A 21266-nucleotide genomic window follows, 5' to 3' on the forward strand; every position below is an offset into this window, starting at 1 on the left:
CCAATTGTTAAGCCGGTCATATTTATTACAACAATCTCTTCACCATATTTGCGACATAGCAGTCAGCCGTGATACAAAATCTGCGCGCTAGCAATAATAAGAATATCTTGCTCGTCGATGAGCATGTAACTGCACCTTATCCCTCCTTTAGGAGGGTTTTTTTATACTGCTGCTTTTTATCAGCGCCAAGGTGTGATTTATCAGCTGACGGGCTATCGTCCCTTCCGGCGCAACAGGTGGCAAACGATCAGCCGATGCCCAGATCGCGTCACTCAGCTCTTCATAGTCGGGCTTGATTTCGCCACTCTCGTAATCGGCTAAAAAACCCATCATCAGATTGGAAGGAAAAGCCCACGGCTGGCTGCCAAAGTAACGAATATTCGCCACCTTAATTCCTGTTTCCTCTTCGATCTCGCGCGCCACACATTGCTCCAGGGTTTCACCGGCTTCGACAAAACCGGCGATAACCGTGTACATCCCTGTCTTATGCCGAGGGTGCTGAGCAAGCAATATTTTATCCTGCTTTCTGACCGCAACAATCACACATGGCGACACTCGGGGGTAATGGATACGCTGGCACTGCTGGCATTCCATGGCCAATTGCTCTGCCGCCAGCTGACACTGTCCGCCACAATTGGGGCAATATGTTTCGGATTGCTTCATGTGCGATAGCTGAGTCGCTTTTCCGGCCAGATCAAATAGCTCGCCATCGACACCCAACAATTCCCTTTGGGTATAAAAATCATCGTCACGCGTATTGCCATGAGCCTCTAGCCAGAAAACAGGATGACCCGAGTATTCACCAATCCAGCGCGCATCGTCACTATTAAAACCCAACTCTGATTCTGTCATCAGAGGAAGCGTGTGGTTAACAAGATACAATTTGCGATCTTTTACGACGCACCAATATACTAATTCTCGTTTTTTTAACATCAATGTCACATCCATCCTTGCAGGGTATCGTTTTTACTGGCAATCTAAACTTTATAACGGAATATGAATCCGTATAACAAGGCTCTCTTTTTTAAGAGATTCACCGGTGTAGTATTTAGTAGCTTGGTTTTTTAATAACGCTTTTTTTCGTAACCACCGTTACTGTACTGATAGATCATGAGGGTATGGCCATGTTAAGTAAATTCGAACAAGTTCAGCAACAGTGGGGCGGCACCAGCGATGTCATCGATCACTGGCTGATGTCCCGGCAGCAATTACTGATCGACTACTGTAAGCTGGCAGGTCTGCCTCCTTTTGAAAATAATTCACGCCAATTACCCACCTCCAGCCAATTACAACTCTTTTGCCAACAAGTTGTCGACTATATCTCTGCCGGCCATTTCAAAATTTATGATATGGTCATGGATAAGTGGAGAACCACGGGCTATTCACCCACCCAAGAAATCTCGAAACTTTACGCGGATATTACCCAAACCACAGATCCGATTCTTAATTTTACCGATCGCTATTGTGCAATTAGCGATGACGATGATATTCCGGATTTAGATCAGGATCTCTCTACTATCGGTGAGTTGATGGAGCAGAGGTTTGAGTTTGAAGATAATCTGATTGAACTCATTAGCGAAAGTTTAGCCTGCCCTCCCGGCGCGTAGTATTCAATTAGTATGATCGTTCAGAGAAGCATTTATACCAAACTGATCATTAGTCAGTTTGGTATAAATGCGACGCCCTGCCTGCATCGCCTCTTAATGTCGTCCAATCAACTCAAAACTCCTCCTCTCTTTTTCCAGCCTTAGTCAGCCCGAAGATAAGCCTTATAAGCGTGCTAACAACCTGCCTGTTTTGATGCCATCCAAAAACAAAAAGGCACCCCGAAGGATGCCTTTTTTTGCTTATCTAAACGTCAACGATTAATCGTCGCTTAGACCGGCATTTAGTAGTGCAGCAAGATCTTGAGATGCTTGCTCTGAATCAAGCTGCGGTGCTACTGGCTCTAGCTCTGCATCACGTCTACGTTGACGCTGCTGGTGGTAGGAGAAACCGGTACCAGCAGGGATCAAGCGACCAACGATAACGTTTTCTTTCAGACCACGTAACTCATCACGCTTACCAGAAACCGCAGCTTCTGTTAGTACGCGAGTCGTTTCCTGGAAAGAAGCTGCCGAGATGAACGATTCTGTCGCTAGCGACGCCTTAGTGATACCTAACAGGTCACGGCTAAATGTCGCAGCTGCTTTACCTTCAGCTTCTAGCTTACGGTTAGCAACATTCACACGAGAGAATTCTACCTGCTCACCTTCTAGGAACTCAGAGTCACCAACAGAACTGATCGTTACCTTACGAAGCATCTGACGAATGATAGTCTCAATGTGCTTATCATTAATCTTAACGCCCTGTAGACGGTAAACTTCCTGAACTTCGTTAACGATGTACTCAGCAACAGCGTGAACACCACGAAGACGCAGGATATCGTGCGGCGCTTCTGGACCATCCGCGATCACATCACCACATTCAACCTTCTCACCTTCGAATACGTTAAGCTGACGCCACTTAGGAATCATCTCTTCGTATGGCTGGCCTTCACTTGGAGTGATGATCAGACGACGCTTACCTTTAGTCTCTTTACCGAAAGAAACAGCACCTGTAATTTCCGCTAGGATTGCAGGCTCTTTTGGCTTACGTGCTTCGAACAAGTCAGCGACTCGTGGCAGACCACCGGTGATATCTTTAGTACCGCCAGATTCCTGAGGAATACGTGATAACGTGTCACCAATGCCTACTAGCGCGCTGTCTTCAAGCTGAACAATCGCTTTACCAGGTAAGAAATACTGAGCTGGCATATCTGTGCCAGGGATCATTATATCGTGGCCGTTGTCGTCAACCAGCTTAACCGTTGGACGCATGTCTTTACCGGCACTGGTACGCTCTGCAGCGTCTAGTATTACGATAGAAGACAGGCCTGTCAGCTCATCCGTTTGACGAGTCACAGTCACGCCGTCGATCAAGTCAACGAACTGAACGCGACCAGCTACCTCGGTGATGATTGGCATTGTATGCGGGTCCCAGTTTGCAACAGTTTCTGCTGCAGTCACTGAATCACCATCACCTTTAGTTAGCATAGAACCGTAAGGAAGCTTGTAGCTTTCCTTGGTACGACCAAACTCATCCACAACCGTCATTTCTGACGCACGGGAAGTAATAACCAGCTTACCTTCACTGTTCGTTACGAACTTAGCGTTGTGAAGCTTCATCGAACCAGTATTCTTAACCTGGATGCTGTTTTCTGCTGCCGCACGTGACGCTGCACCACCGATGTGGAACGTACGCATCGTAAGCTGTGTACCCGGCTCACCGATAGACTGAGCAGCAACAACGCCGACTGCTTCACCGGTGTTAACCAGATGACCACGAGCCAGGTCACGACCGTAACAGAACTTACAACAACCAAAGTCATTTTCACACGTTACAACCGAACGTACCTTAACCTGGTCAACTGAGTTATCTTCCAAGATATTACACCACTTCTCATCAAGAAGTGTGTTACGTGGCGCAAGGACTTCTTCAGTACCTGGCTTAAGTACATCTTCAGCAACAACACGACCAAGAACGCGATCACCAAGTTGCTCTTTAACGTCACCACCCTCGATAAGAGGCATCATGGTAATACCAGCGTGCGTACCACAATCATCGGCAGTAATTACTACGTCTTGTGCTACGTCTACTAGACGACGTGTCAGGTAACCGGAGTTTGCTGTCTTCAGTGCGGTATCCGCAAGACCCTTACGAGCACCGTGAGTAGAGATGAAGTACTGCAGTACGTTCAGACCTTCACGGAAGTTCGCAGTGATCGGTGTTTCGATGATAGAGCCATCCGGCTTAGCCATCAGGCCACGCATACCTGCAAGCTGACGAATCTGCGCCGCAGAACCACGAGCACCAGAATCTGCCATCATGTAAACGCTGTTGAACGATTTCTGCTTCACTTCTTCGCCGTCACGGTTAATCACGGTGTCGAAGGACAGGTTATCCATCATCGCTTTAGCAACCTGCTCATTGGCTGTTGCCCAGATATCAATCACTTTGTTGTAACGCTCACCCGCAGTTACCAGACCAGATTGGAACTGTTCTTGGATTTCTGCGACTTCAGCTTCAGCTTCGGCAATTTTGGTGTACTTTTCAGCAGGAATGACCATATCGTCGATACCAACAGAAACACCAGACAATGCAGCGTAAGCAAAACCTGTGTACATAATTTGGTCAGCAAAGATAACGGTATCTTTCATGCCCAATTTACGGTAACACGTGTTAAGTAGGTTAGAGATTTGCTTCTTACCTAGCGCTTCCGTGTTCACAAGGCTGTACGGAAGACCTTTAGGAACGATCTGCCACAGGATTGCACGACCAACAGTGGTATCAACTAGCTTGGTTTCAGATGACAAGTTGCCTTGCTCATCATAGAGGTGCTCAGTGATACGAACTTTCACGCGAGCGTGTAGTTCTGCATTCTTAGTACGGTATGCTTTCTCTGCTTCTGCAGGTCCAGCAAGGTACATGCCTTCACCCTTCGCGTTAATTCTGTCACGGGTCATGTAGTAAAGACCCAATACAACATCCTGAGACGGTACGATGATCGGATCACCTGACGCCGGCGATAGGATGTTGTTGGTAGACATCATCAGTGCACGAGCTTCAAGCTGCGCTTCCAGAGTTAGAGGTACGTGTACCGCCATCTGGTCACCATCGAAGTCGGCGTTATAGGCCGCACACACTAGAGGGTGAAGCTGAATCGCTTTACCTTCGATTAGTACTGGTTCAAATGCCTGGATACCTAGACGGTGCAGTGTTGGTGCACGGTTAAGCATTACCGGGTGTTCACGAATCACTTCGTCCAGGATATCCCAAACAACCGCTTCTTCGCGCTCAACCATCTTCTTCGCCGCTTTGATCGTAGTCGCAAGACCACGGGTCTCCAGCTTGCCGTAGATGAATGGCTTAAATAGCTCTAGTGCCATCTTCTTAGGAAGACCACACTGGTGCAGGCGCAGGTATGGACCTACGGTGATAACAGAACGACCTGAGTAGTCAACACGCTTACCAAGAAGGTTCTGACGGAAACGACCCTGCTTACCTTTGATCATGTCAGCCAAAGATTTCAGAGGACGTTTGTTTGAACCGGTGATAGCGCGACCACGACGACCGTTATCTAGCAATGCATCAACAGACTCCTGAAGCATACGCTTTTCGTTACGTACGATAATATCAGGAGCGGCCAAGTCCAATAGACGCTTAAGACGGTTATTACGGTTAATGACGCGACGGTACAGATCATTCAGATCTGAGGTTGCGAAACGACCACCATCTAGCGGTACCAACGGACGAAGGTCCGGCGGTAGAACTGGCAGAACAGACAGGATCATCCACTCGGGGTTGTTACCTGACTGTAAGAATGCTTCAACAAGCTTTAAACGCTTGGTTAATTTTTTACGCTTAGTTTCAGAGTTAGTTTCTTCTAACTCTTCACGCATGTTTTCGATTTCAGCATTCAGGTCCATATTACCCAGTAATGCTTTAATCGCTTCTGCGCCCATTTTAGCGTCGAATTCGTCGCCCCATTCTTCAAGTGCATCCAGATACTGCTCTTCTGACAGTAGCTGACTACGCTCAAGACTGGTCATTCCTGGTTCAATGACAATGTACGATTCGAAGTAAAGTACCCGCTCGATGTCACGCAGCGGAATATCCATTAACAAACCGATACGAGATGGCAGTGACTTAAGGAACCAGATGTGGGCTACAGGTGAAGCTAGCTCAATGTGACCCATACGCTCACGACGTACTTTGGTCTGAGTAACTTCAACACCACATTTTTCACAAATCACACCACGGTGCTTAAGGCGCTTATATTTGCCACAAAGACACTCGTAGTCTTTTACTGGGCCAAAGATACGTGCACAGAAAAGGCCGTCACGCTCAGGCTTAAAGGTACGGTAGTTGATGGTTTCTGGCTTTTTTACTTCACCGAAAGACCATGAGCGAATCATGTCAGGTGAAGCAAGACCGATTTTGATTGCATCAAATTCTTCGGTCTTATGTTGTGCTTTCAGAAACTTAAGTAAGTCTTTCACATTCGGCTCCTGTGAGGAGTTGACCCATAAAGGCGCCAGTCTTCTGGCGCCTTCATATTTATACCGGAGTAACTAATAAGCTTGGTAGACCAAGTCTTATTCGTCTTCCAGCTCGATGTTGATACCCAACGAGCGGATTTCTTTCAACAGTACGTTGAATGATTCCGGCATACCAGGTTCCATACGATGATCTCCATCGACGATGTTTTTATACATCTTCGTACGGCCGTTAACGTCATCTGACTTAACGGTTAGCATTTCTTGAAGTGTATATGCTGCGCCGTATGCTTCAAGCGCCCATACTTCCATCTCACCGAAACGCTGACCACCGAACTGAGCTTTACCACCCAGCGGCTGCTGAGTAACAAGGCTGTAAGAACCGGTAGAACGGGCATGCATCTTGTCATCAACCAAGTGGTTAAGTTTCAGCATGTACATGTAACCAACAGTTACAGGACGCTCAAACATGTCACCGGTGCGACCGTCAAACAATTTCAGCTGACCAGACTCTGGTAAGTCACCTAGCTTCAGCAGTTCTTTGATTGACTCTTCTGGAGCACCATCAAATACTGGCGTTGCAATAGGCAGACCCTTACGCAAGTTTTGAACCAACGTCATCACTTCGTCGTCTGACAGAGCGGCAATGTCGACGTTCTGGCGAGTATCACCCAGATCGTAAACTTTCTGCAGGAAGTTACGGAACTTATGTAGCTCCTGCTGCTGCTTCAGCATCTCGTTGATCTTGTCACCGATACCTTTCGCTGCAAGACCCATATGAGTCTCCAGGATCTGACCGATGTTCATACGAGATGGTACACCCAATGGGTTCAGAACGATGTCGACAGTCTGACCTTTTTCATCGTACGGCATATCTTCAACAGGGTTGATCTTAGAGATTACACCCTTGTTACCGTGACGACCCGCCATCTTATCACCAGGCTGGATACGACGTTTAACAGCTAGGTACACCTTAACAATTTTAAGGACACCCGGTGCCAAGTCATCACCCTGTGTGATCTTACGGCGCTTAGTTTCAAACTTCTTATCGAACTCAGCTTTCAATTCGTCGTACTGCTCTGCCAACTGCTCGAGTTGGTTTTGCTGTTCTTCGTCATCCAGCGTTTGTGCAAACAGAGTTTCGCGGTTCATTGAAGAAAACTTATCTTCGCCGTAACCCGCAGAAAGTAGAAGCGTACGAACACGAGCAAGAAGACCACCCTCAAGGATCTGGAATTCTTCTGTGATATCTTTCTTCGCTTCTTTCAGCTGCATTTCTTCGATTTCAAGCGCACGCTTGTCTTTTTCTACGCCATCGCGAGTAAAGACCTGAACGTCGATGATGGTACCAGACACAGAGTTTGGCACACGTAGAGAAGAGTCTTTAACGTCAGACGCTTTCTCACCAAAGATTGCACGCAGTAGCTTCTCTTCCGGTGTCAGCTGAGTTTCACCCTTAGGTGTCACTTTACCTACCAGAATATCGCCACCTTTCACTTCAGCACCGATGTAAACAACACCAGATTCATCCAGCTTAGAAAGCGCAGCTTCACCCACGTTAGGGATATCAGCCGTGATTTCTTCAGAGCCCAGTTTCGTGTCACGCGCCACACAAGAAAGCTCTTGAATGTGGATGGTTGTCAGGCGATCTTCCTGTACAACACGTTCAGAAACTAAGATGGAATCCTCGAAGTTATAACCGTTCCAAGGCATGAACGCGATACGCATGTTCTGGCCAAGTGCAAGCTCACCCAGATCGGTCGAAGGACCATCTGCCAGTACGTCACCACGAGCCACTGGCTCACCCGGCATCACAGTTGGACGCTGGTTGATACAGGTGTTCTGGTTAGAACGGGTGTACTTAGTAAGGTTATAAATATCGATACCAGCTTCGCCTGGTACTAGCTCGCTTTCGTGCACTTTAACAACGATACGAGAAGCATCGACAGACTGAACCTGACCGCCACGTTTAGCTACGGCTGTTACCCCGGAGTCAACCGCTACAGAGCGCTCAATACCTGTACCAACCAACGGCTTATCTGCACGTAATGTTGGAACAGCCTGACGCTGCATGTTCGCACCCATAAGTGCACGGTTAGCATCATCGTGCTCTAGGAATGGAATCAGGGATGCCGCCACAGATACAACCTGGTTGGTTGCAACGTCCATGTATTGAACATGGTCGCGTGGGTGCAAGCCAGAATCACCTTTCTGACGGGCAGTAACAAGTTCATCACTGAAGCTACCATCTTCTTCCAGCGCAGCATTCGCCTGAGCGATAACATACTGGCCTTCTTCAATAGCAGACAGGTAATCGATTTGGTCAGTAACGCTACCATCAACCACTTTACGGTATGGTGTTTCCAGGAAACCGTAAGAGTTACAACGCGCATAGACAGACAGCGAGTTGATTAGACCGATGTTTGGACCTTCCGGCGTTTCGATTGGACATAGACGACCGTAGTGGGTCGCGTGTACATCTCGAACTTCAAAGCCAGCACGTTCACGAGTCAGACCACCTGGACCAAGCGCCGAAATACGACGTTTGTGAGTAACTTCTGACAACGGATTGTTTTGGTCCATAAACTGAGACAGCTGAGAAGAACCGAAGAACTCCTTCACTGCAGCAGAAATTGGCTTAGCATTAATCAGATCTTGCGGCATGATGGCATCAAGATCGCCAAGGCTAAGACGTTCTTTAACAGCACGCTCAACACGAACCAGACCAACGCGGAACTGGTTTTCAGCCATTTCGCCAACTGAACGAATACGACGGTTACCCAGGTGGTCGATATCATCAACTTCACCGCGGCCGTTACGAATTTCGATCAGTTTACGCATCACTTCAATGATGTCTTGATTGTCTAGCGTACCTGAACCTGTGATCTCATCACGAAGAAGAGAACTGTTGAACTTCATACGACCAACCGCTGACAAGTCATAACGGTCTTCAGAGAAGAACAGACTATTAAACAGTTGTTCAGCAGCTTCGCGTGTCGGTGGCTCACCAGGACGCATCATGCGATAGATTTCAACTAGCGCACTCAAACGGTCAGTAGTGTTGTCGACACGCAAGGTATCAGACATGTACGGACCGTAGTCTAGGTCGTTCGTAAACAGAACTTCGATAGACTTATGACCAGCCTGCGACAGTAGTGCCAGAGACTCCAGGCTTAATTCCTGGTTAGCCGGCACAATTAGCTCGCCAGTCTCTTCGTTCACATAATCACGTGATGCGATTTTGCCAACGATGTATTCAACCGGCACTTCAATGTGATCAATACCGTCTTTGCCTAACTGGCGAATATGACGAGCGGTGATACGACGGCCTTGCTCGACGTAGGTTTTACCGTTCGCTTCAATATTGAAGCTTGCAGTTTCGCCACGTAGACGATCAGGCACCAGTTCCATAACCAGTGACTTACCCTGAACTTCGAAGTTAACTTTATCGAAGAACATGTCAAGGATCTGCTCAGTGGTATAATCCAATGCGCGCAGAATGATTGAAGCCGGCAGCTTACGACGACGGTCGATACGTACGAATACGTTATCCTTAGGATCAAACTCGAAATCCAACCATGAACCACGGTATGGGATTACGCGTGCGTTATATAACACTTTACCTGAGGAGTGGGTTTTACCCTTATCGCTGTCGAAGAAGACACCCGGGCTACGGTGCAGCTGGGATACGATAACCCTCTCGGTTCCGTTAATAACGAAAGTACCGTTATCTGTCATGAGCGGAATTTCGCCCATGTAAACTTCTTGTTCTTTAATGTCTTTTACAGTGCCAGCCGGCGCGTCTTTGTCATACATGACAAGACGTAGCTTCACACGAAGTGGTGCAGAGTAAGTTACGCCACGAATTTGACATTCTTTGACATCGAAGACAGGCTCACCGAGACGATAGCTAACGTATTGCAGCTCGGAATTGCCATTATAGCTCTGAATTGGAAAAACAGAACGAAAGGCAGCTTCTAGACCGTAATGCCCTTCTGGATCCTGCTCGATGAACTTCTGAAAAGAATCAAGCTGGATCGACAGCAAGTATGGTGCATCCAAAACGCGTGGACGCTTACCAAAATCCTTACGGATACGCTTTTTCTCGGTATAAGAGTAAACCATAGGTTCCTCAGATCGCTAATAAGTGATCCAAACTGTCCAACCAGGGGACAGTGACTAATAACACTGTTTATTGTAGGAACAACTCTGAAGAATCAGGGCTGCTTTTTGCGTGGATAATAGTTACAAAACAATGTGAAAAATACCATTACCCTACAGCGCAAAAAGGCCGGTGGCAATCAGCCACCAGCCATTAGCCTTTACAGGCTAAGAAATTAAGTAATAATTACTTAATTTCAACAGTAGCACCAACTTCTTCTAGCTGAGCTTTAAGAGCTTCAGCTTCAGCTTTATCAACACCTTCTTTTAGAGATGCTGGAGCGCCGTCAACGACTGCTTTAGCTTCTTTAAGACCTAGGCCAGTTGCGCCACGTACAGCTTTGATAACTTGTACTTTCTGTGAACCAACAGCTGTTAGGATTACGTCAAACTCAGTTTGCTCTTCAGCTACTTCAGCTGCGCCGCCTGCTACAACTGCTGCTGCAGCTGAAACACCGAATTTCTCTTCCATAGCTTCGATAAGCTCAACAACTTGCATTACAGACATTTCTGCAACTGCGTCTAGGATTTGCTCGTTAGTGATAGACATAACAATTCTCTTTGAAATCAACAATTAATTTAATATAGCGTTCAGATAAAACAGGGACGATTACGCCGCTGCTTCTTCTTTCTGATCGCGTACAGCTGCGATAGTACGTACCAGCTTGCCAGCTGAAGCTTCTTTCATGCACATCATCAGGCGTGCAATAGCTTCGTCGTAAGTTGGTAGTGTCGCAAGAACTTCTGCGTCAACAACAGCGCCTTCGAATGCGGCTGCTTTGAACTCGAAATCTTTATTCTCTTTAGCGAAGTCTTTGAAAAGACGCGCTGCAGCACCTGGGTGCTCATTAGAGAAACCGATTAGTGAAGGACCAACGAAAACGTCTTTCAGACATTCAAATTCAGTACCTTCAACTGCGCGGCGTGCCAGAGTGTTACGAACAACTTTCAAGTAAACGCCGTTTTCACGAGCTTGTTTACGTAGAGAAGTCATCGCACCAACTGCAACACCACGAGAGTCAGCAACAACTGCAGACAGGGCACCATTGGCAGCTTCGTTGACTTCAGCAACAATTGCTTTTTTGTCTTGAAGATTTAATGCCATTGGATATAGCTCCTGGATTTTTTTGCTGGGTTACCCCAGTCATTACACCACTCACTGTCAGAATGACAGGAGAGTCTTACGGCGCAGATCCAAGAAAGACTTAACATCAATCATGTTCTGGCACCGTCTACGTAGGTAAAATTAAGTTCCTGAGAACACCTACGGTCTTTGACGAAGGCTAATTTACAAGCAATTAGCCTCAGCCATGAATTTGTGAACGCCAGATTATACACTAACCTGACAATTCTGCAAATTATTATACGCTAGCTGCCAGAGTGTTCTGGTCTAACGACACACCTGCACCCATCGTGGTAGAGATGCTTACTTTCTTGATGAAAGTACCTTTAGCAGAAGAAGGCTTCGCTTTCTTCAGAGCAACCAGAAGTGCTTCTAGGTTCTCTTTAAGGTTTGCAGCGTCAAAATCTACTTTACCGATGGTAGTGTGGATGATGCCATTTTTGTCGTTACGGTAACGAACCTGACCTGCTTTAGCATTTTTAACTGCTTCAGCAACGTTAGGCGTTACAGTGCCAACTTTAGGGTTTGGCATCAGACCGCGAGGACCAAGAATAGTACCTAATTGGCCAACAACGCGCATTGCATCTGGAGATGCGATAACAACGTCAAAGTCCATGACACCTTTCTTAACTTGGTCAGCAAGATCTTCCATACCGATTAGATCTGCGCCAGCTTCTTTAGCTGCTTCTGCGTTTGCACCTTGAGTGAACACAGCAACGCGGATGTCACGACCAGTACCGTGTGGCAGTACTGTTGCACCACGTACGTTTTGATCTGATTTACGAGCATCGATACCAAGGTTAACAGCAACGTCAACACTTTCTACGAATTTAGCAGTAGCTAGTTCTTTAAGAAGAGCAACAGCTTCGTTGATATCGTACTCTTTTGTAGAATCAACTTTGTCACGGATTACGCGCATGCGTTTAGTCAGTTTTGCCATTGTCTTAACCCTCTACCACTAGGCCCATTGAACGAGCAGTACCAGCAATCGAACGCTTCATAGCTTCGATGTCAGCACCAGTCATATCGGCTGCTTTAGTTTCAGCGATTTCCTGAATCTGAGCGTCAGTAACAGTACCAACTTTCTCAGTGTTAGGACGGCCAGAACCAGACTTAACGCCGGCTGCTTTCTTAAGAAGAACTGCAGCAGGTGGAGTCTTAGTGATGAACGTGAAAGAACGGTCGCTGTATACTGTGATAACAACAGGAGTTGGAAGACCTTTCTCAACTGAGTCAGTCTTAGCGTTAAACGCTTTACAGAATTCCATGATGTTAACACCGTGTTGACCTAGAGCAGGACCAACTGGTGGACTTGGGTTTGCTGCACCAGCTGCAACCTGCAGCTTGATGTACGCTTCTACTTTTTTAGCCATTGCTATATACCTAAAATTTGGGTTCAAACGTCTGTTTTCAGAAACAGACTCCCCGTCTAACGAAAGGGCGCGAAATTATAGTTCAATCCCCCGCCCCTGACAATACAAACTGATTACTAATCGATCAGTTCTTTTCTACCTGGCCGAACTCTAGCTCAACCGGAGTTGCGCGGCCAAAGATCGACACGGAAACCTTCACGCGGCTCTTGGCATAATCCACTTCTTCAACAACACCGTTGAAATCAGCAAATGGACCATCAGTAACGCGAACCACTTCACCCGGCTCGAATACTGTCTTATGGACTGGTGATTCACTCGCCTGCTGCAGACGATTAAGAATCGCATCCGCCTCTTTATCAGAGATAGGAGCAGGGCGGTCAGATGTACCGCCAATGAACCCCATTACACGAGGAATACTACGTACCAGGTGCCATGTCTCGTCATTCATTACCATCTGTACAAGCACATAACCAGGGAAGAACTTACGTTCACTCTTCCGACGCTGGCCAGCACGCATTTCAACCACTTCCTCGGTCGGTACGAGTACCTCATCAAAGTAATCTTCCATGCTGTGCATTTTGATATGCTCACGTAGTGACTGCGCAACACGACCTTCAAAGCCGGAGAAAGCCTGTACTACATACCATCGTTTTTTTGGAGCTTCGCTCATGAACTCTTACCTCACACACCGGTAACTAGGCGGACTAAACGGACCATAATGCCGTCAATCCCCCACAAGGCTAACGCCATAATGACAGTGACGGCTAAAACGATAAAGGTTGTCTGCGTAGCTTCCTGACGAGTAGGCCATACCACTTTGCGGACTTCCATGCGCGATTCACGTGCAAACGTGATCGCGGTTTTACCTTTTGCTGTAAGTGCGGCAATACCACCAGCAGCAGCAACAAGCACTACTATCGCGGCTGCGCGCAACACTACAGAAACATCACTGTACAGGTAATTACCAACCACAGCGGCAGCAAGCAAAGCAAATACAGCGACCCACTTAAGGCCATCCATACTGCTCGGGCTGCTTTGGTTTTCGGCATTCGCTTTCATACAACCAACCTGTAACTAGTCTCAATATAGACGAAAACGACCCCGCTAGTGCGAGGTCCTAAATGAAGGAAAGGACTAAACCTTTAATGACATTATAAAAAAACTTCATCTCAACGAACTTTTACTCTGCGCCTTTGACTAAAAATCACACGAATCAAAAATCAGACGCAGAAAAAGGGCATCAAATGATGCCCTTTTGGTACCTTGTCGTCAAATCTTATTCGAAGATCTTAGCAACAACACCAGCACCAACTGTACGACCGCCTTCACGGATCGCAAAACGCAGACCTTCATCCATCGCGATTGGTGCGATTAGAGTCACTTTCATCTGAACGTTATCACCAGGCATTACCATTTCAACGCCTTCTGGTAGCTCGATAGTACCAGTTACGTCAGTTGTACGGAAGTAGAACTGTGGACGGTAGCCTTTGAAGAATGGAGTGTGACGGCCACCTTCATCTTTGGACAGAACATAAATTTCTGACTCAAAAGTAGTGTGCGGAGTAATTGAACCAGGCTTAGCAAGAACCTGACCACGCTCAACTTCGTCACGCTTAGTACCACGCAGAAGAACACCAACGTTCTCACCAGCACGGCCTTCGTCAAGAAGCTTACGGAACATCTCTACACCAGTACAAGTCGTAGTGATGGTTTCTTTGATACCAACAATAGCAACTTCGTCACCAACGCGAACGATGCCTTGCTCAACACGGCCCGTTACAACAGTACCACGGCCCTGGATTGAGAATACATCTTCGATAGGAAGGATGAACGGACGATCGATTGCACGCTCTGGCTCTGGGATGTAGTTATCTAGAGCTTCCGCTAGTTCAATGATCTTCTCTTCCCACTGAGCTTCACCGTTAAGTGCGCCTAGTGCAGACCCCATGATCACTGGGCAGTCATCACCAGGGAAGTCGTACTCAGAAAGAAGTTCACGAACTTCCATTTCGACAAGTTCTAGTAGCTCTTCATCATCAACCATGTCACATTTGTTCATGAATACGATGATGTAAGGGATACCAACCTGACGACCAAGAAGGATGTGCTCACGGGTCTGAGGCATAGGGCCATCAGTTGCCGCAACAACCAGGATACCACCATCCATCTGAGCTGCACCTGTGATCATGTTTTTCACATAATCGGCGTGTCCTGGGCAGTCAACGTGGGCGTAGTGACGACTTGGAGTATCGTACTCTACGTGAGAAGTAGAGATGGTGATACCGCGCTCGCGCTCTTCTGGAGCGTTATCGATAGATGCGAAGTCTTTAGCAACACCGCCGTATACTTTTGCCAAAACTGTACAGATAGCAGCAGTTAGAGTCGTTTTACCATGGTCAACGTGGCCGATAGTACCAACGTTAACGTGTGGCTTAAGACGTTCAAATTTTTCTTTAGACATAGATAGTCCCTCTAGACACGGCATTAGGTGGCATTACGACCACACAACCAAACATGGGTTTGTAGAGTATATATCAAATGGTTTGAAAGCGACTTGGAGAAGAGATGGTGCTGATAGGCGGATTCGAACCGCCGACCTCACCCTTACCAAGGGTGCGCTCTACCAACTGAGCTATATCAGCACACAAGAAGTGTGGAGCGGGCAGCGGGAATCGAACCCGCATCATCAGCTTGGAAGGCTGAGGTAATAGCCATTATACGATGCCCGCAAACTCGTAACTCGTAGAGCTATCAAACTACTTGAAAATGGTGGAGGGGGAAGGATTCGAACCTTCGAAGGCGGAGCCGTCAGATTTACAGTCTGATCCCTTTGGCCACTCGGGAACCCCTCCAGGGGTATAGCGAAAACTGGTGCCGACTACCGGAATCGAACTGGTGACCTACTGATTACAAGTCAGTTGCTCTACCTACTGAGCTAAGTCGGCGTAATTGCTGCGCATTCTAGTTAATCATTTATAGGCTTGCAATACCTTTACGAGTTTTTTTTATTTTTTTCCTTTAACCGTCTCAAATTTAGTCATCATCGGCATTTTGCATACAGGGCCAACCCCTCTAAGACCAACTCCGAACGGTGCAAATAGCGTTTTGACCAGTGTATCGGTAGATGTCGCATTCCTCCGCCACATAGGATCACTTCGGGGTTTGTCCCGAGTTTATCTTTTGCCTGCTTAAGGCCATATTCGATTAACCCGATCAGTGCTGCCCGACAGCCATTTTTCAGACCATCCGCCGTATTATCTGCGAACGCTATATGTTCTCCATGCTCACGATCAGAGAAAACTTTACGGGTATTTTCCAGTACCGATTGCATCATTAACTGATAACCAGGTGCAATCCACCCCCCCAAGTGCTTACCGTCTTCAGCGAGCACGTCAAACGTCAAGGCGGTCCCAATATCGATGATGACTGTTGGTTTTTTAAACTCTTGTCTGACTGCGACAAGGGTCAGCCAACGATCAACGCCAAGGTATTGATATTCAGAATACGCATTCTTAACACCAAAGTCTTTACGTAGCGTCTTCACCTGCATGACAGGGATATTAGCCATCTGAGCAATGCGTTGGATTGAATTATCAACCTCGACGGGCCCGACACTAGCAAACACTATTCTATTAATTCCTTTTTCTAATAGTGGCTCAAGTACCATTTCTAATTTACGGCTAGGGTAACGGCCTAACAGTTCAAAATGTCCAGATTCAAATAATTGGGCAACTTTGACATAAGTGTTACCCGCTTCAATTAATAATTGCATCAACAACCTCTAAGGCTGATTTCACCACCGATATACGGCTCAATACCCGCATCGGTTTCAAGTAATAAGGCACCCTGTTTATCAATGCCGCGGGCAATTCCTTCGACCACGCGCTCACCTATCAATAATTTAACAGGGCGGTTCAAAAAGTTATCTAATTTATTCCAGCGATCGATAAAGCCACCGAGACCGATTTTCTCATAAGCCGTTAGCGTTTCATGTAGTCGCTCAATCAATGCCGCGGCTAATTGATTTCGCTCAGGTAGGTCATCACACGCCTGTACCAGGTTGGTCCAGGCCTGATCAATACCTGTTCCTTCCTGAGCCGTCATGGCAACATTGAGTCCCATACCTATAACAAGGTGGGCGGCCTCTCCCGTCTGCCCTGTCATCTCAATGAGAATACCGGCCAACTTCTTATCTCGATAATACAAATCATTAGGCCATTTCACTCTAATCTCGTCAGCACCCAGTGTTTGTAACGCTTCAGCGATAGCGATGCCAACAACAAGACTTAACCCCATCGCAGCAGCCATCCCGGCATCAAGTCGCCAATACATAGAGAGATACAAGTTACTACCAAAAGGAGACAGCCATTGCCGCCCCCGACGTCCTCGGCCTGCCTGCTGATATTCAGCTAAACAAATGGCACCTTGAGGTAACTGGCCGACCCGGTCGAGTAGAAACTGATTGGTTGAATCGATAACGGGTATGAGATCTAAGCTCGGGCACTTTACCTGAGCTGAAATTTTATCGCAATCAAGCAGTTCCAATTTTGATGCCAGACAGTAGCCTTTCCCCCGCACTCGATAGACATCTAGACCCCATCCCTGTAATTGCATGATATGTTTACTTATTGCTGACCTGGAGATTCCAAGAGACTCTCCCAACGCTTCTCCTGAATGAAATTTACCGTCAGACATCATGGCCACTAATGCCAAGCGCGTAGAGTGCTCTTTCATGACATAACCTCTACCAGATTGGTTTCTTTATCGGCAGCCATGAAACGTACTTCATGCTCTAGAGTGACAGTAAACCTCTCTTCAACCGCAAAGACCACATCTCGTGCGAGAACAAGCACATCTCTGGCGGTTGCCCGTGCGCAGTTGACTAATACCAGTGCTTGCTTCTCATGTACTTTAGCCCCTCCTACCTGATAGCCTTTCAGGCCACATTGGTCAATCAACCAGCCCGCAGCGAGCTTGAAGGATCCATCCTCCATTTCATAACTTGGCATGTTCGGATGAGTTGCCATCAGCTGCTCTCGCTTGGTCTTATCAACAATAGGGTTTTTGAAAAAACTTCCTGCATTGCCTAAAATCATGGGATCCGGCAGCTTCTGCTGACGAATACGGCATACTTCATCAAATATCTTTTTGGCCGTTACGGTCTCAGAGGCAAACTGTGCCAAAGGGCCGTAAGTGGCATTAGGTCGCCACGCTTTAGACAGCTTCAATCCGACAGCAACGATCGCATGAGTATTCTTCAGTGCATGCTTGAAAATAGAGTCTCGATAGCCGAACTGGCAATCTGAAGCCAATATTCGGGAAGGTTTGCCAGTGTTCAGCTCAACCACATCGACATACTGGCAGACGTCCTTCAGTTCAACACCATATGCACCAATATTTTGAATTGGCGATGAGCCCACACACCCGGGGATCAAAGCCAGATTTTCCAAACCCGGCATCTTATTTTCCACTGACCAGTGAACCAGATCATGCCAGTTTTCGCCGGCTCCGACGTGCAGGTGATACTCATCGGCGGTTTCTGTTATATCAATACCAGCAATACGGTTTAATACAATCACGCCAGCGTAGTTTTGACAGAACAGCAAGTTACTGCCCTGTCCGACAATCAACTTGGGCAAAGCCCGATATTGCTCATCCTGCCAAATGGCCACCAGATCCTGAGTAGATTCCGCAACAATAATGTGATCCGCTGTTACCTCGATACCGAAGGTGTGAAAAGGTGCCAGTGACCTCTTTTGCAAAAATCTCATGCTAATATCGAACCATACCTTTTATACTATTGGCTGCATTTTAACTGATTCATCCTAACTACGCAGTGTTTTCCCATGAGCAAGATTAAATTCCACCCTTTAGAATCTCTACGCTTCCCACTGATTAATCGCTTCTATAAATCCTATTATCCAGCAGGTAAAGCTAAAAAAGATGAAATCATCTGGATAGGAGAGAATACCAGCGGGATAATCTGTTGTGTTAGATTTAAGCAATTTGAATATTATCAATTGCTCACCGGTATGTTAGTCCATCCAGAACGTCGCAGTAGCGGTATCGCCAAGCAGCTGATTACAGCGAGCAATGAGCAATTAATCCGTACGCCATGTTTTTGTTTTGCCTTCAGTCATCTGGAAAAATTGTATCAGGAATCAGGTTTTACAGTAATAAAAGACGATGAGCTGCCAGAACCTTTGGCGATCAGGATCCAGCGTTATCGCCTGAGTGGTAAAGAGCTGATTGCAATGCGATATCAACACTAATTTACAGTTTTCAGCCCATCCGTGACACAACCCAGTATTGGTATACATGGAATCAGATGATTTTCTGATATAATTGCTCTCTTAATTAACAGATTTATCTTATATAGGTCGCATAAACGAGGCGATAATGGATTCAGCTATTGCTAATAGGCAACGCATTGAGCAATTGCCATGTATTGCACACCAGCCGGAAGATTTAGAGACACTTCTAGATGCAGGATCTTTCCGTAAACGGCTACATAAGGAAATAACCCAAGCCAAACAACGTATTTATCTTGTTGCATTATATCTGCAAGACGATGAAGCGGGCCGGGATATTCTGACTGCGCTTTATGAAGCGAAACAAGCAAATCCTGCGTTAGACATCAAAGTACTTGTTGATTGGCATCGTGCCCAACGAGGACTTATTGGTGCAGTTAAATCAGATGGTAATGCTGCACTATATCGTGAATTTGCAGAATCCTACCAACATCAGATTGATGTATTAGGGGTACCGGTACGTAACCGAGAATTGTTCGGCGTTCTTCACCTTAAGGGCTTTGTGATCGATGATAAAGTTATCTATAGCGGTGCTAGCCTGAACGATGTATACCTAGCGCAACATCAACGTTATCGTTATGACCGGTATCATGTCATAAAAAATATACACCTTGCTGATAGCATGGCTAGGTTCATCGTTGAGACTCTGGCTAATAGTGATGCCGTCAATTGCTTAAGTCAGCCCATACGTCCAGAGACTAAAACATTAAAAGGGGCTATCAAAGACCTACGCAGTCAATTACAGCGTGCGAGCTATTCCTTCCCTCCCGATTCTATCGCTGACGATCAGGTAGGCTTAACACCGCTTATAGGTCTGGGCAAGCGAAAGAATAAACTGAATCAACATATTTGCACGTTGATAGCAAGTGCACAGAAAGAACTGACTATCTGCACACCCTATTTTAACTTTCCACGCATGATTAGCCGTGAAGTTAAGAGAGCAATCCGACGGGGTGTAAAGGTAACCGTTATTGTTGGTGATAAAACAGCAAATGACTTTTACATCCCGCCTAGCGAGCCATTTAAAACCATTGCTGGTCTGCCTTATTTATATGAAGTTAATCTTCGTAATTTCGCCAAACACAACGAAGCCGCGATTGCTCGTCGTCAGTTAGCTATTCATCTTTGGAAGCACAATGACAATAGTTTCCATTTAAAAGGGATCTGGGTAGATCGGAGCTATATGCTGATCACAGGCAATAACCTTAACCCTAGAGCCTGGAAGCTAGACTTGGAAAATGCCATCTTGGTCCATGATAAGAACCAGCTATTGGCAGACCAGAAGCAGCAAGAACTCGATTGTATTTTGAGTCATACTCAGCTTGTCGGTAGCTATAAGTTTATCGAGAAAGTCGACACTTACCCTGCTCAGGTTAGAAAGCTGATTAAGCGTATCCGCCGAATTAAAGCCGATCACATCCTTAATCAGATTCTTTAAGGACTCAAAGCCTAGCTATCGTAGCCATTGATATTGATCCTCAGCGTACATTCAGTTCCCTGTACTAGAAGAGGATCAAATTGTTCCTTTTCTCATTGCACTACGGGTTTACTGATACGGCCAAATATGTGCTCCCGGCTAACGAAATCTGGATTGAATGCAATACTACAGTACCCTCCTCACTTCAGCGCTGACGTAATTGATTGGCTATTGAGTAAGCGAAATTAGAACAATAACATCTTTTTGAATATGGGTGGTGCCGGTGGGTATACTGAAAGATTTATCAATAGTCAGTATCGTCAAATACCCTCACTGTTCATCAGCACTAAATCCAATTGAACAAATTTGGCGTTTGCTATGATAGTAATGGCTATCCAAAACTTCATTAGACAACTATGAAGACATTACTGATAAAGTTTGCACTGGATGGAATACGTTTTGACTGACCTCCCAAAAACACTATCAGTAATGTTCTATTAATAATAGGTAAATCTGAACCATTAATTTTACAACTTGTTATTTGAATGACGCCATGCTTAGCACACAACGAAAAAAGGCCATCCGTTAGGATGGCCTTTTAAGATTTGGCGCCTGGCGATGACCTACTCTCACATGGGGAGACCCCACACTACCATCGGCGCTACTGCGTTTCACTTCTGAGTTCGGCATGGGATCAGGTGGGGCCACAGCGCTATGGTCGCCAGACAAATTCTGTTTATTCCCGGCCAATAACCGGCAATAGCAATCTTGGAAAAACTAACTAGCTGTCAAATCGTTCTCAAA

At 46.4% G+C, this 21266-nt stretch carries 16 protein-coding genes, 4 tRNA genes and 1 rRNA gene; 3 read left to right on the forward strand and 18 right to left on the reverse strand.

Annotated features, from left to right (window positions below; translation table 11 throughout):
* Nucleotides 1–147: 147 nt before the first annotated feature.
* Nucleotides 148–933 (reverse strand): NAD(+) diphosphatase, encoded by a 786-nt coding sequence (nudC, locus tag R3289_RS17980; RefSeq protein ID WP_318927126.1) that lies wholly within the window; start codon nucleotides 931–933, stop codon nucleotides 148–150.
* Between the two features lie 191 nt (nucleotides 934–1124).
* Here nudC and rsd point away from each other — a divergent pair, with 191 nt between their 5' ends.
* Entirely contained in the window at nucleotides 1125–1607 is a 483-nt protein-coding gene (gene rsd, locus R3289_RS17985) for a sigma D regulator (RefSeq protein WP_318927128.1), read from the forward strand.
* Nucleotides 1608–1865: 258 nt separating this feature from the next.
* On the opposite strand, the gene rpoC is transcribed toward rsd, so the two are convergent.
* The 16 genes from rpoC to murB form a co-directional block, all read right to left on the reverse strand.
* Entirely contained in the window at nucleotides 1866–6080 is a 4215-nt protein-coding gene (gene rpoC / locus R3289_RS17990; protein WP_318927129.1) for a DNA-directed RNA polymerase subunit beta', read from the reverse strand.
* Nucleotides 6081–6176: 96 nt separating this feature from the next.
* Nucleotides 6177–10202 carry a DNA-directed RNA polymerase subunit beta gene (rpoB, locus tag R3289_RS17995; RefSeq protein WP_318927130.1) on the reverse strand — a complete coding sequence of 1342 codons (4026 nt, stop codon included), beginning with the start codon at nucleotides 10200–10202 and terminating at the stop codon, nucleotides 6177–6179.
* Nucleotides 10203–10425: 223 nt separating this feature from the next.
* Nucleotides 10426–10788, reverse strand: coding sequence for a 50S ribosomal protein L7/L12 (gene rplL, locus R3289_RS18000; protein ID WP_318927131.1), 363 nt, complete (start codon nucleotides 10786–10788; stop codon nucleotides 10426–10428).
* A 60-nt stretch (nucleotides 10789–10848) separates the two neighbouring features.
* Nucleotides 10849–11343 (reverse strand): 50S ribosomal protein L10, encoded by a 495-nt coding sequence (rplJ, locus tag R3289_RS18005; protein WP_318927132.1) that lies wholly within the window; start codon nucleotides 11341–11343, stop codon nucleotides 10849–10851.
* A 256-nt stretch (nucleotides 11344–11599) separates the two neighbouring features.
* Entirely contained in the window at nucleotides 11600–12301 is a 702-nt protein-coding gene (gene rplA / locus R3289_RS18010) for a 50S ribosomal protein L1 (protein WP_318927134.1), read from the reverse strand.
* 4 nt (nucleotides 12302–12305) lie between these two features.
* Nucleotides 12306–12734 carry a 50S ribosomal protein L11 gene (gene rplK / locus R3289_RS18015; protein WP_107284591.1) on the reverse strand — a complete coding sequence of 143 codons (429 nt, stop codon included), beginning with the start codon at nucleotides 12732–12734 and terminating at the stop codon, nucleotides 12306–12308.
* Between the two features lie 124 nt (nucleotides 12735–12858).
* Complete coding sequence (nusG, locus tag R3289_RS18020; protein WP_107284590.1) at nucleotides 12859–13404, reverse strand: transcription termination/antitermination protein NusG; 546 nt, start codon at nucleotides 13402–13404, stop codon at nucleotides 12859–12861.
* Between the two features lie 11 nt (nucleotides 13405–13415).
* Nucleotides 13416–13793 carry a preprotein translocase subunit SecE gene (gene secE, locus R3289_RS18025; RefSeq protein WP_318927136.1) on the reverse strand — a complete coding sequence of 126 codons (378 nt, stop codon included), beginning with the start codon at nucleotides 13791–13793 and terminating at the stop codon, nucleotides 13416–13418.
* A 217-nt stretch (nucleotides 13794–14010) separates the two neighbouring features.
* On the reverse strand, nucleotides 14011–15195 hold the full coding sequence (tuf, locus tag R3289_RS18030) for an elongation factor Tu (RefSeq protein ID WP_318927137.1): 1185 nt from the start codon (nucleotides 15193–15195) through the stop codon (nucleotides 14011–14013).
* Between the two features lie 105 nt (nucleotides 15196–15300).
* Nucleotides 15301–15376, reverse strand: a tRNA-Thr gene (locus R3289_RS18035).
* A 12-nt stretch (nucleotides 15377–15388) separates the two neighbouring features.
* Nucleotides 15389–15463, reverse strand: a tRNA-Gly gene (locus R3289_RS18040).
* Nucleotides 15464–15501: 38 nt separating this feature from the next.
* A tRNA-Tyr gene (locus R3289_RS18045) sits at nucleotides 15502–15586 on the reverse strand.
* A 17-nt stretch (nucleotides 15587–15603) separates the two neighbouring features.
* Nucleotides 15604–15679 (reverse strand) — tRNA-Thr (locus R3289_RS18050).
* A gap of 95 nt (nucleotides 15680–15774) precedes the next feature.
* The gene (locus tag R3289_RS18055; RefSeq protein WP_318927139.1) at nucleotides 15775–16506 is read right to left on the reverse strand and encodes a type III pantothenate kinase; all 732 of its coding nucleotides are present in this window, start codon (nucleotides 16504–16506) and stop codon (nucleotides 15775–15777) included.
* A complete protein-coding gene (gene birA, locus R3289_RS18060) occupies nucleotides 16506–17468 on the reverse strand; it encodes a bifunctional biotin--[acetyl-CoA-carboxylase] ligase/biotin operon repressor BirA (RefSeq protein WP_318927141.1) in 963 nt (320 codons plus the stop codon). The genes R3289_RS18055 and birA overlap by 1 nt, the downstream gene beginning before the upstream one ends.
* Nucleotides 17465–18505, reverse strand: coding sequence for a UDP-N-acetylmuramate dehydrogenase (gene murB, locus R3289_RS18065; protein ID WP_318927143.1), 1041 nt, complete (start codon nucleotides 18503–18505; stop codon nucleotides 17465–17467). Before murB ends, birA begins: the two co-directional genes overlap by 4 nt.
* Before the next feature lie 75 nt (nucleotides 18506–18580).
* Between murB and R3289_RS18070 the strand changes: the two genes are divergently transcribed.
* On the forward strand, nucleotides 18581–19006 hold the full coding sequence (locus R3289_RS18070; protein WP_318927144.1) for a GNAT family N-acetyltransferase: 426 nt from the start codon (nucleotides 18581–18583) through the stop codon (nucleotides 19004–19006).
* A 127-nt stretch (nucleotides 19007–19133) separates the two neighbouring features.
* Complete coding sequence (pssA, locus tag R3289_RS18075) at nucleotides 19134–20483, forward strand: CDP-diacylglycerol--serine O-phosphatidyltransferase (protein WP_318927145.1); 1350 nt, start codon at nucleotides 19134–19136, stop codon at nucleotides 20481–20483.
* 589 nt (nucleotides 20484–21072) lie between these two features.
* Here pssA and rrf read toward each other — a convergent pair.
* A 5S ribosomal RNA gene (gene rrf, locus R3289_RS18080) occupies nucleotides 21073–21188 on the reverse strand.
* Between the last annotated feature and the right edge of the window lie 78 nt (nucleotides 21189–21266).

The organism is Photobacterium sp. (genome assembly GCF_033720175.1).
In the GTDB taxonomy this organism is placed as follows: domain Bacteria; phylum Pseudomonadota; class Gammaproteobacteria; order Enterobacterales; family Vibrionaceae; genus Photobacterium.

Coding starts and splice junctions, on each gene's coding strand:
- nudC (WP_318927126.1), bottom strand. CDS start 933: ATGTTAAAAAAACGAGAATTAGTATATTGGTGCGTCGTAAAAGATCGC.
- rsd (WP_318927128.1), top strand. CDS start 1,125: ATGTTAAGTAAATTCGAACAAGTTCAGCAACAGTGGGGCGGCACCAGC.
- rpoB (WP_318927130.1), bottom strand. CDS start 10,202: ATGGTTTACTCTTATACCGAGAAAAAGCGTATCCGTAAGGATTTTGGT.
- rplL (WP_318927131.1), bottom strand. CDS start 10,788: ATGTCTATCACTAACGAGCAAATCCTAGACGCAGTTGCAGAAATGTCT.
- rplJ (WP_318927132.1), bottom strand. CDS start 11,343: ATGGCATTAAATCTTCAAGACAAAAAAGCAATTGTTGCTGAAGTCAAC.
- rplA (WP_318927134.1), bottom strand. CDS start 12,301: ATGGCAAAACTGACTAAACGCATGCGCGTAATCCGTGACAAAGTTGAT.
- rplK (WP_107284591.1), bottom strand. CDS start 12,734: ATGGCTAAAAAAGTAGAAGCGTACATCAAGCTGCAGGTTGCAGCTGGT.
- nusG (WP_107284590.1), bottom strand. CDS start 13,404: ATGAGCGAAGCTCCAAAAAAACGATGGTATGTAGTACAGGCTTTCTCC.
- secE (WP_318927136.1), bottom strand. CDS start 13,793: ATGAAAGCGAATGCCGAAAACCAAAGCAGCCCGAGCAGTATGGATGGC.
- tuf (WP_318927137.1), bottom strand. CDS start 15,195: ATGTCTAAAGAAAAATTTGAACGTCTTAAGCCACACGTTAACGTTGGT.
- R3289_RS18055 (WP_318927139.1), bottom strand. CDS start 16,506: ATGCAATTATTAATTGAAGCGGGTAACACTTATGTCAAAGTTGCCCAA.
- birA (WP_318927141.1), bottom strand. CDS start 17,468: ATGAAAGAGCACTCTACGCGCTTGGCATTAGTGGCCATGATGTCTGAC.
- murB (WP_318927143.1), bottom strand. CDS start 18,505: ATGAGATTTTTGCAAAAGAGGTCACTGGCACCTTTTCACACCTTCGGT.
- R3289_RS18070 (WP_318927144.1), top strand. CDS start 18,581: ATGAGCAAGATTAAATTCCACCCTTTAGAATCTCTACGCTTCCCACTG.
- pssA (WP_318927145.1), top strand. CDS start 19,134: ATGGATTCAGCTATTGCTAATAGGCAACGCATTGAGCAATTGCCATGT.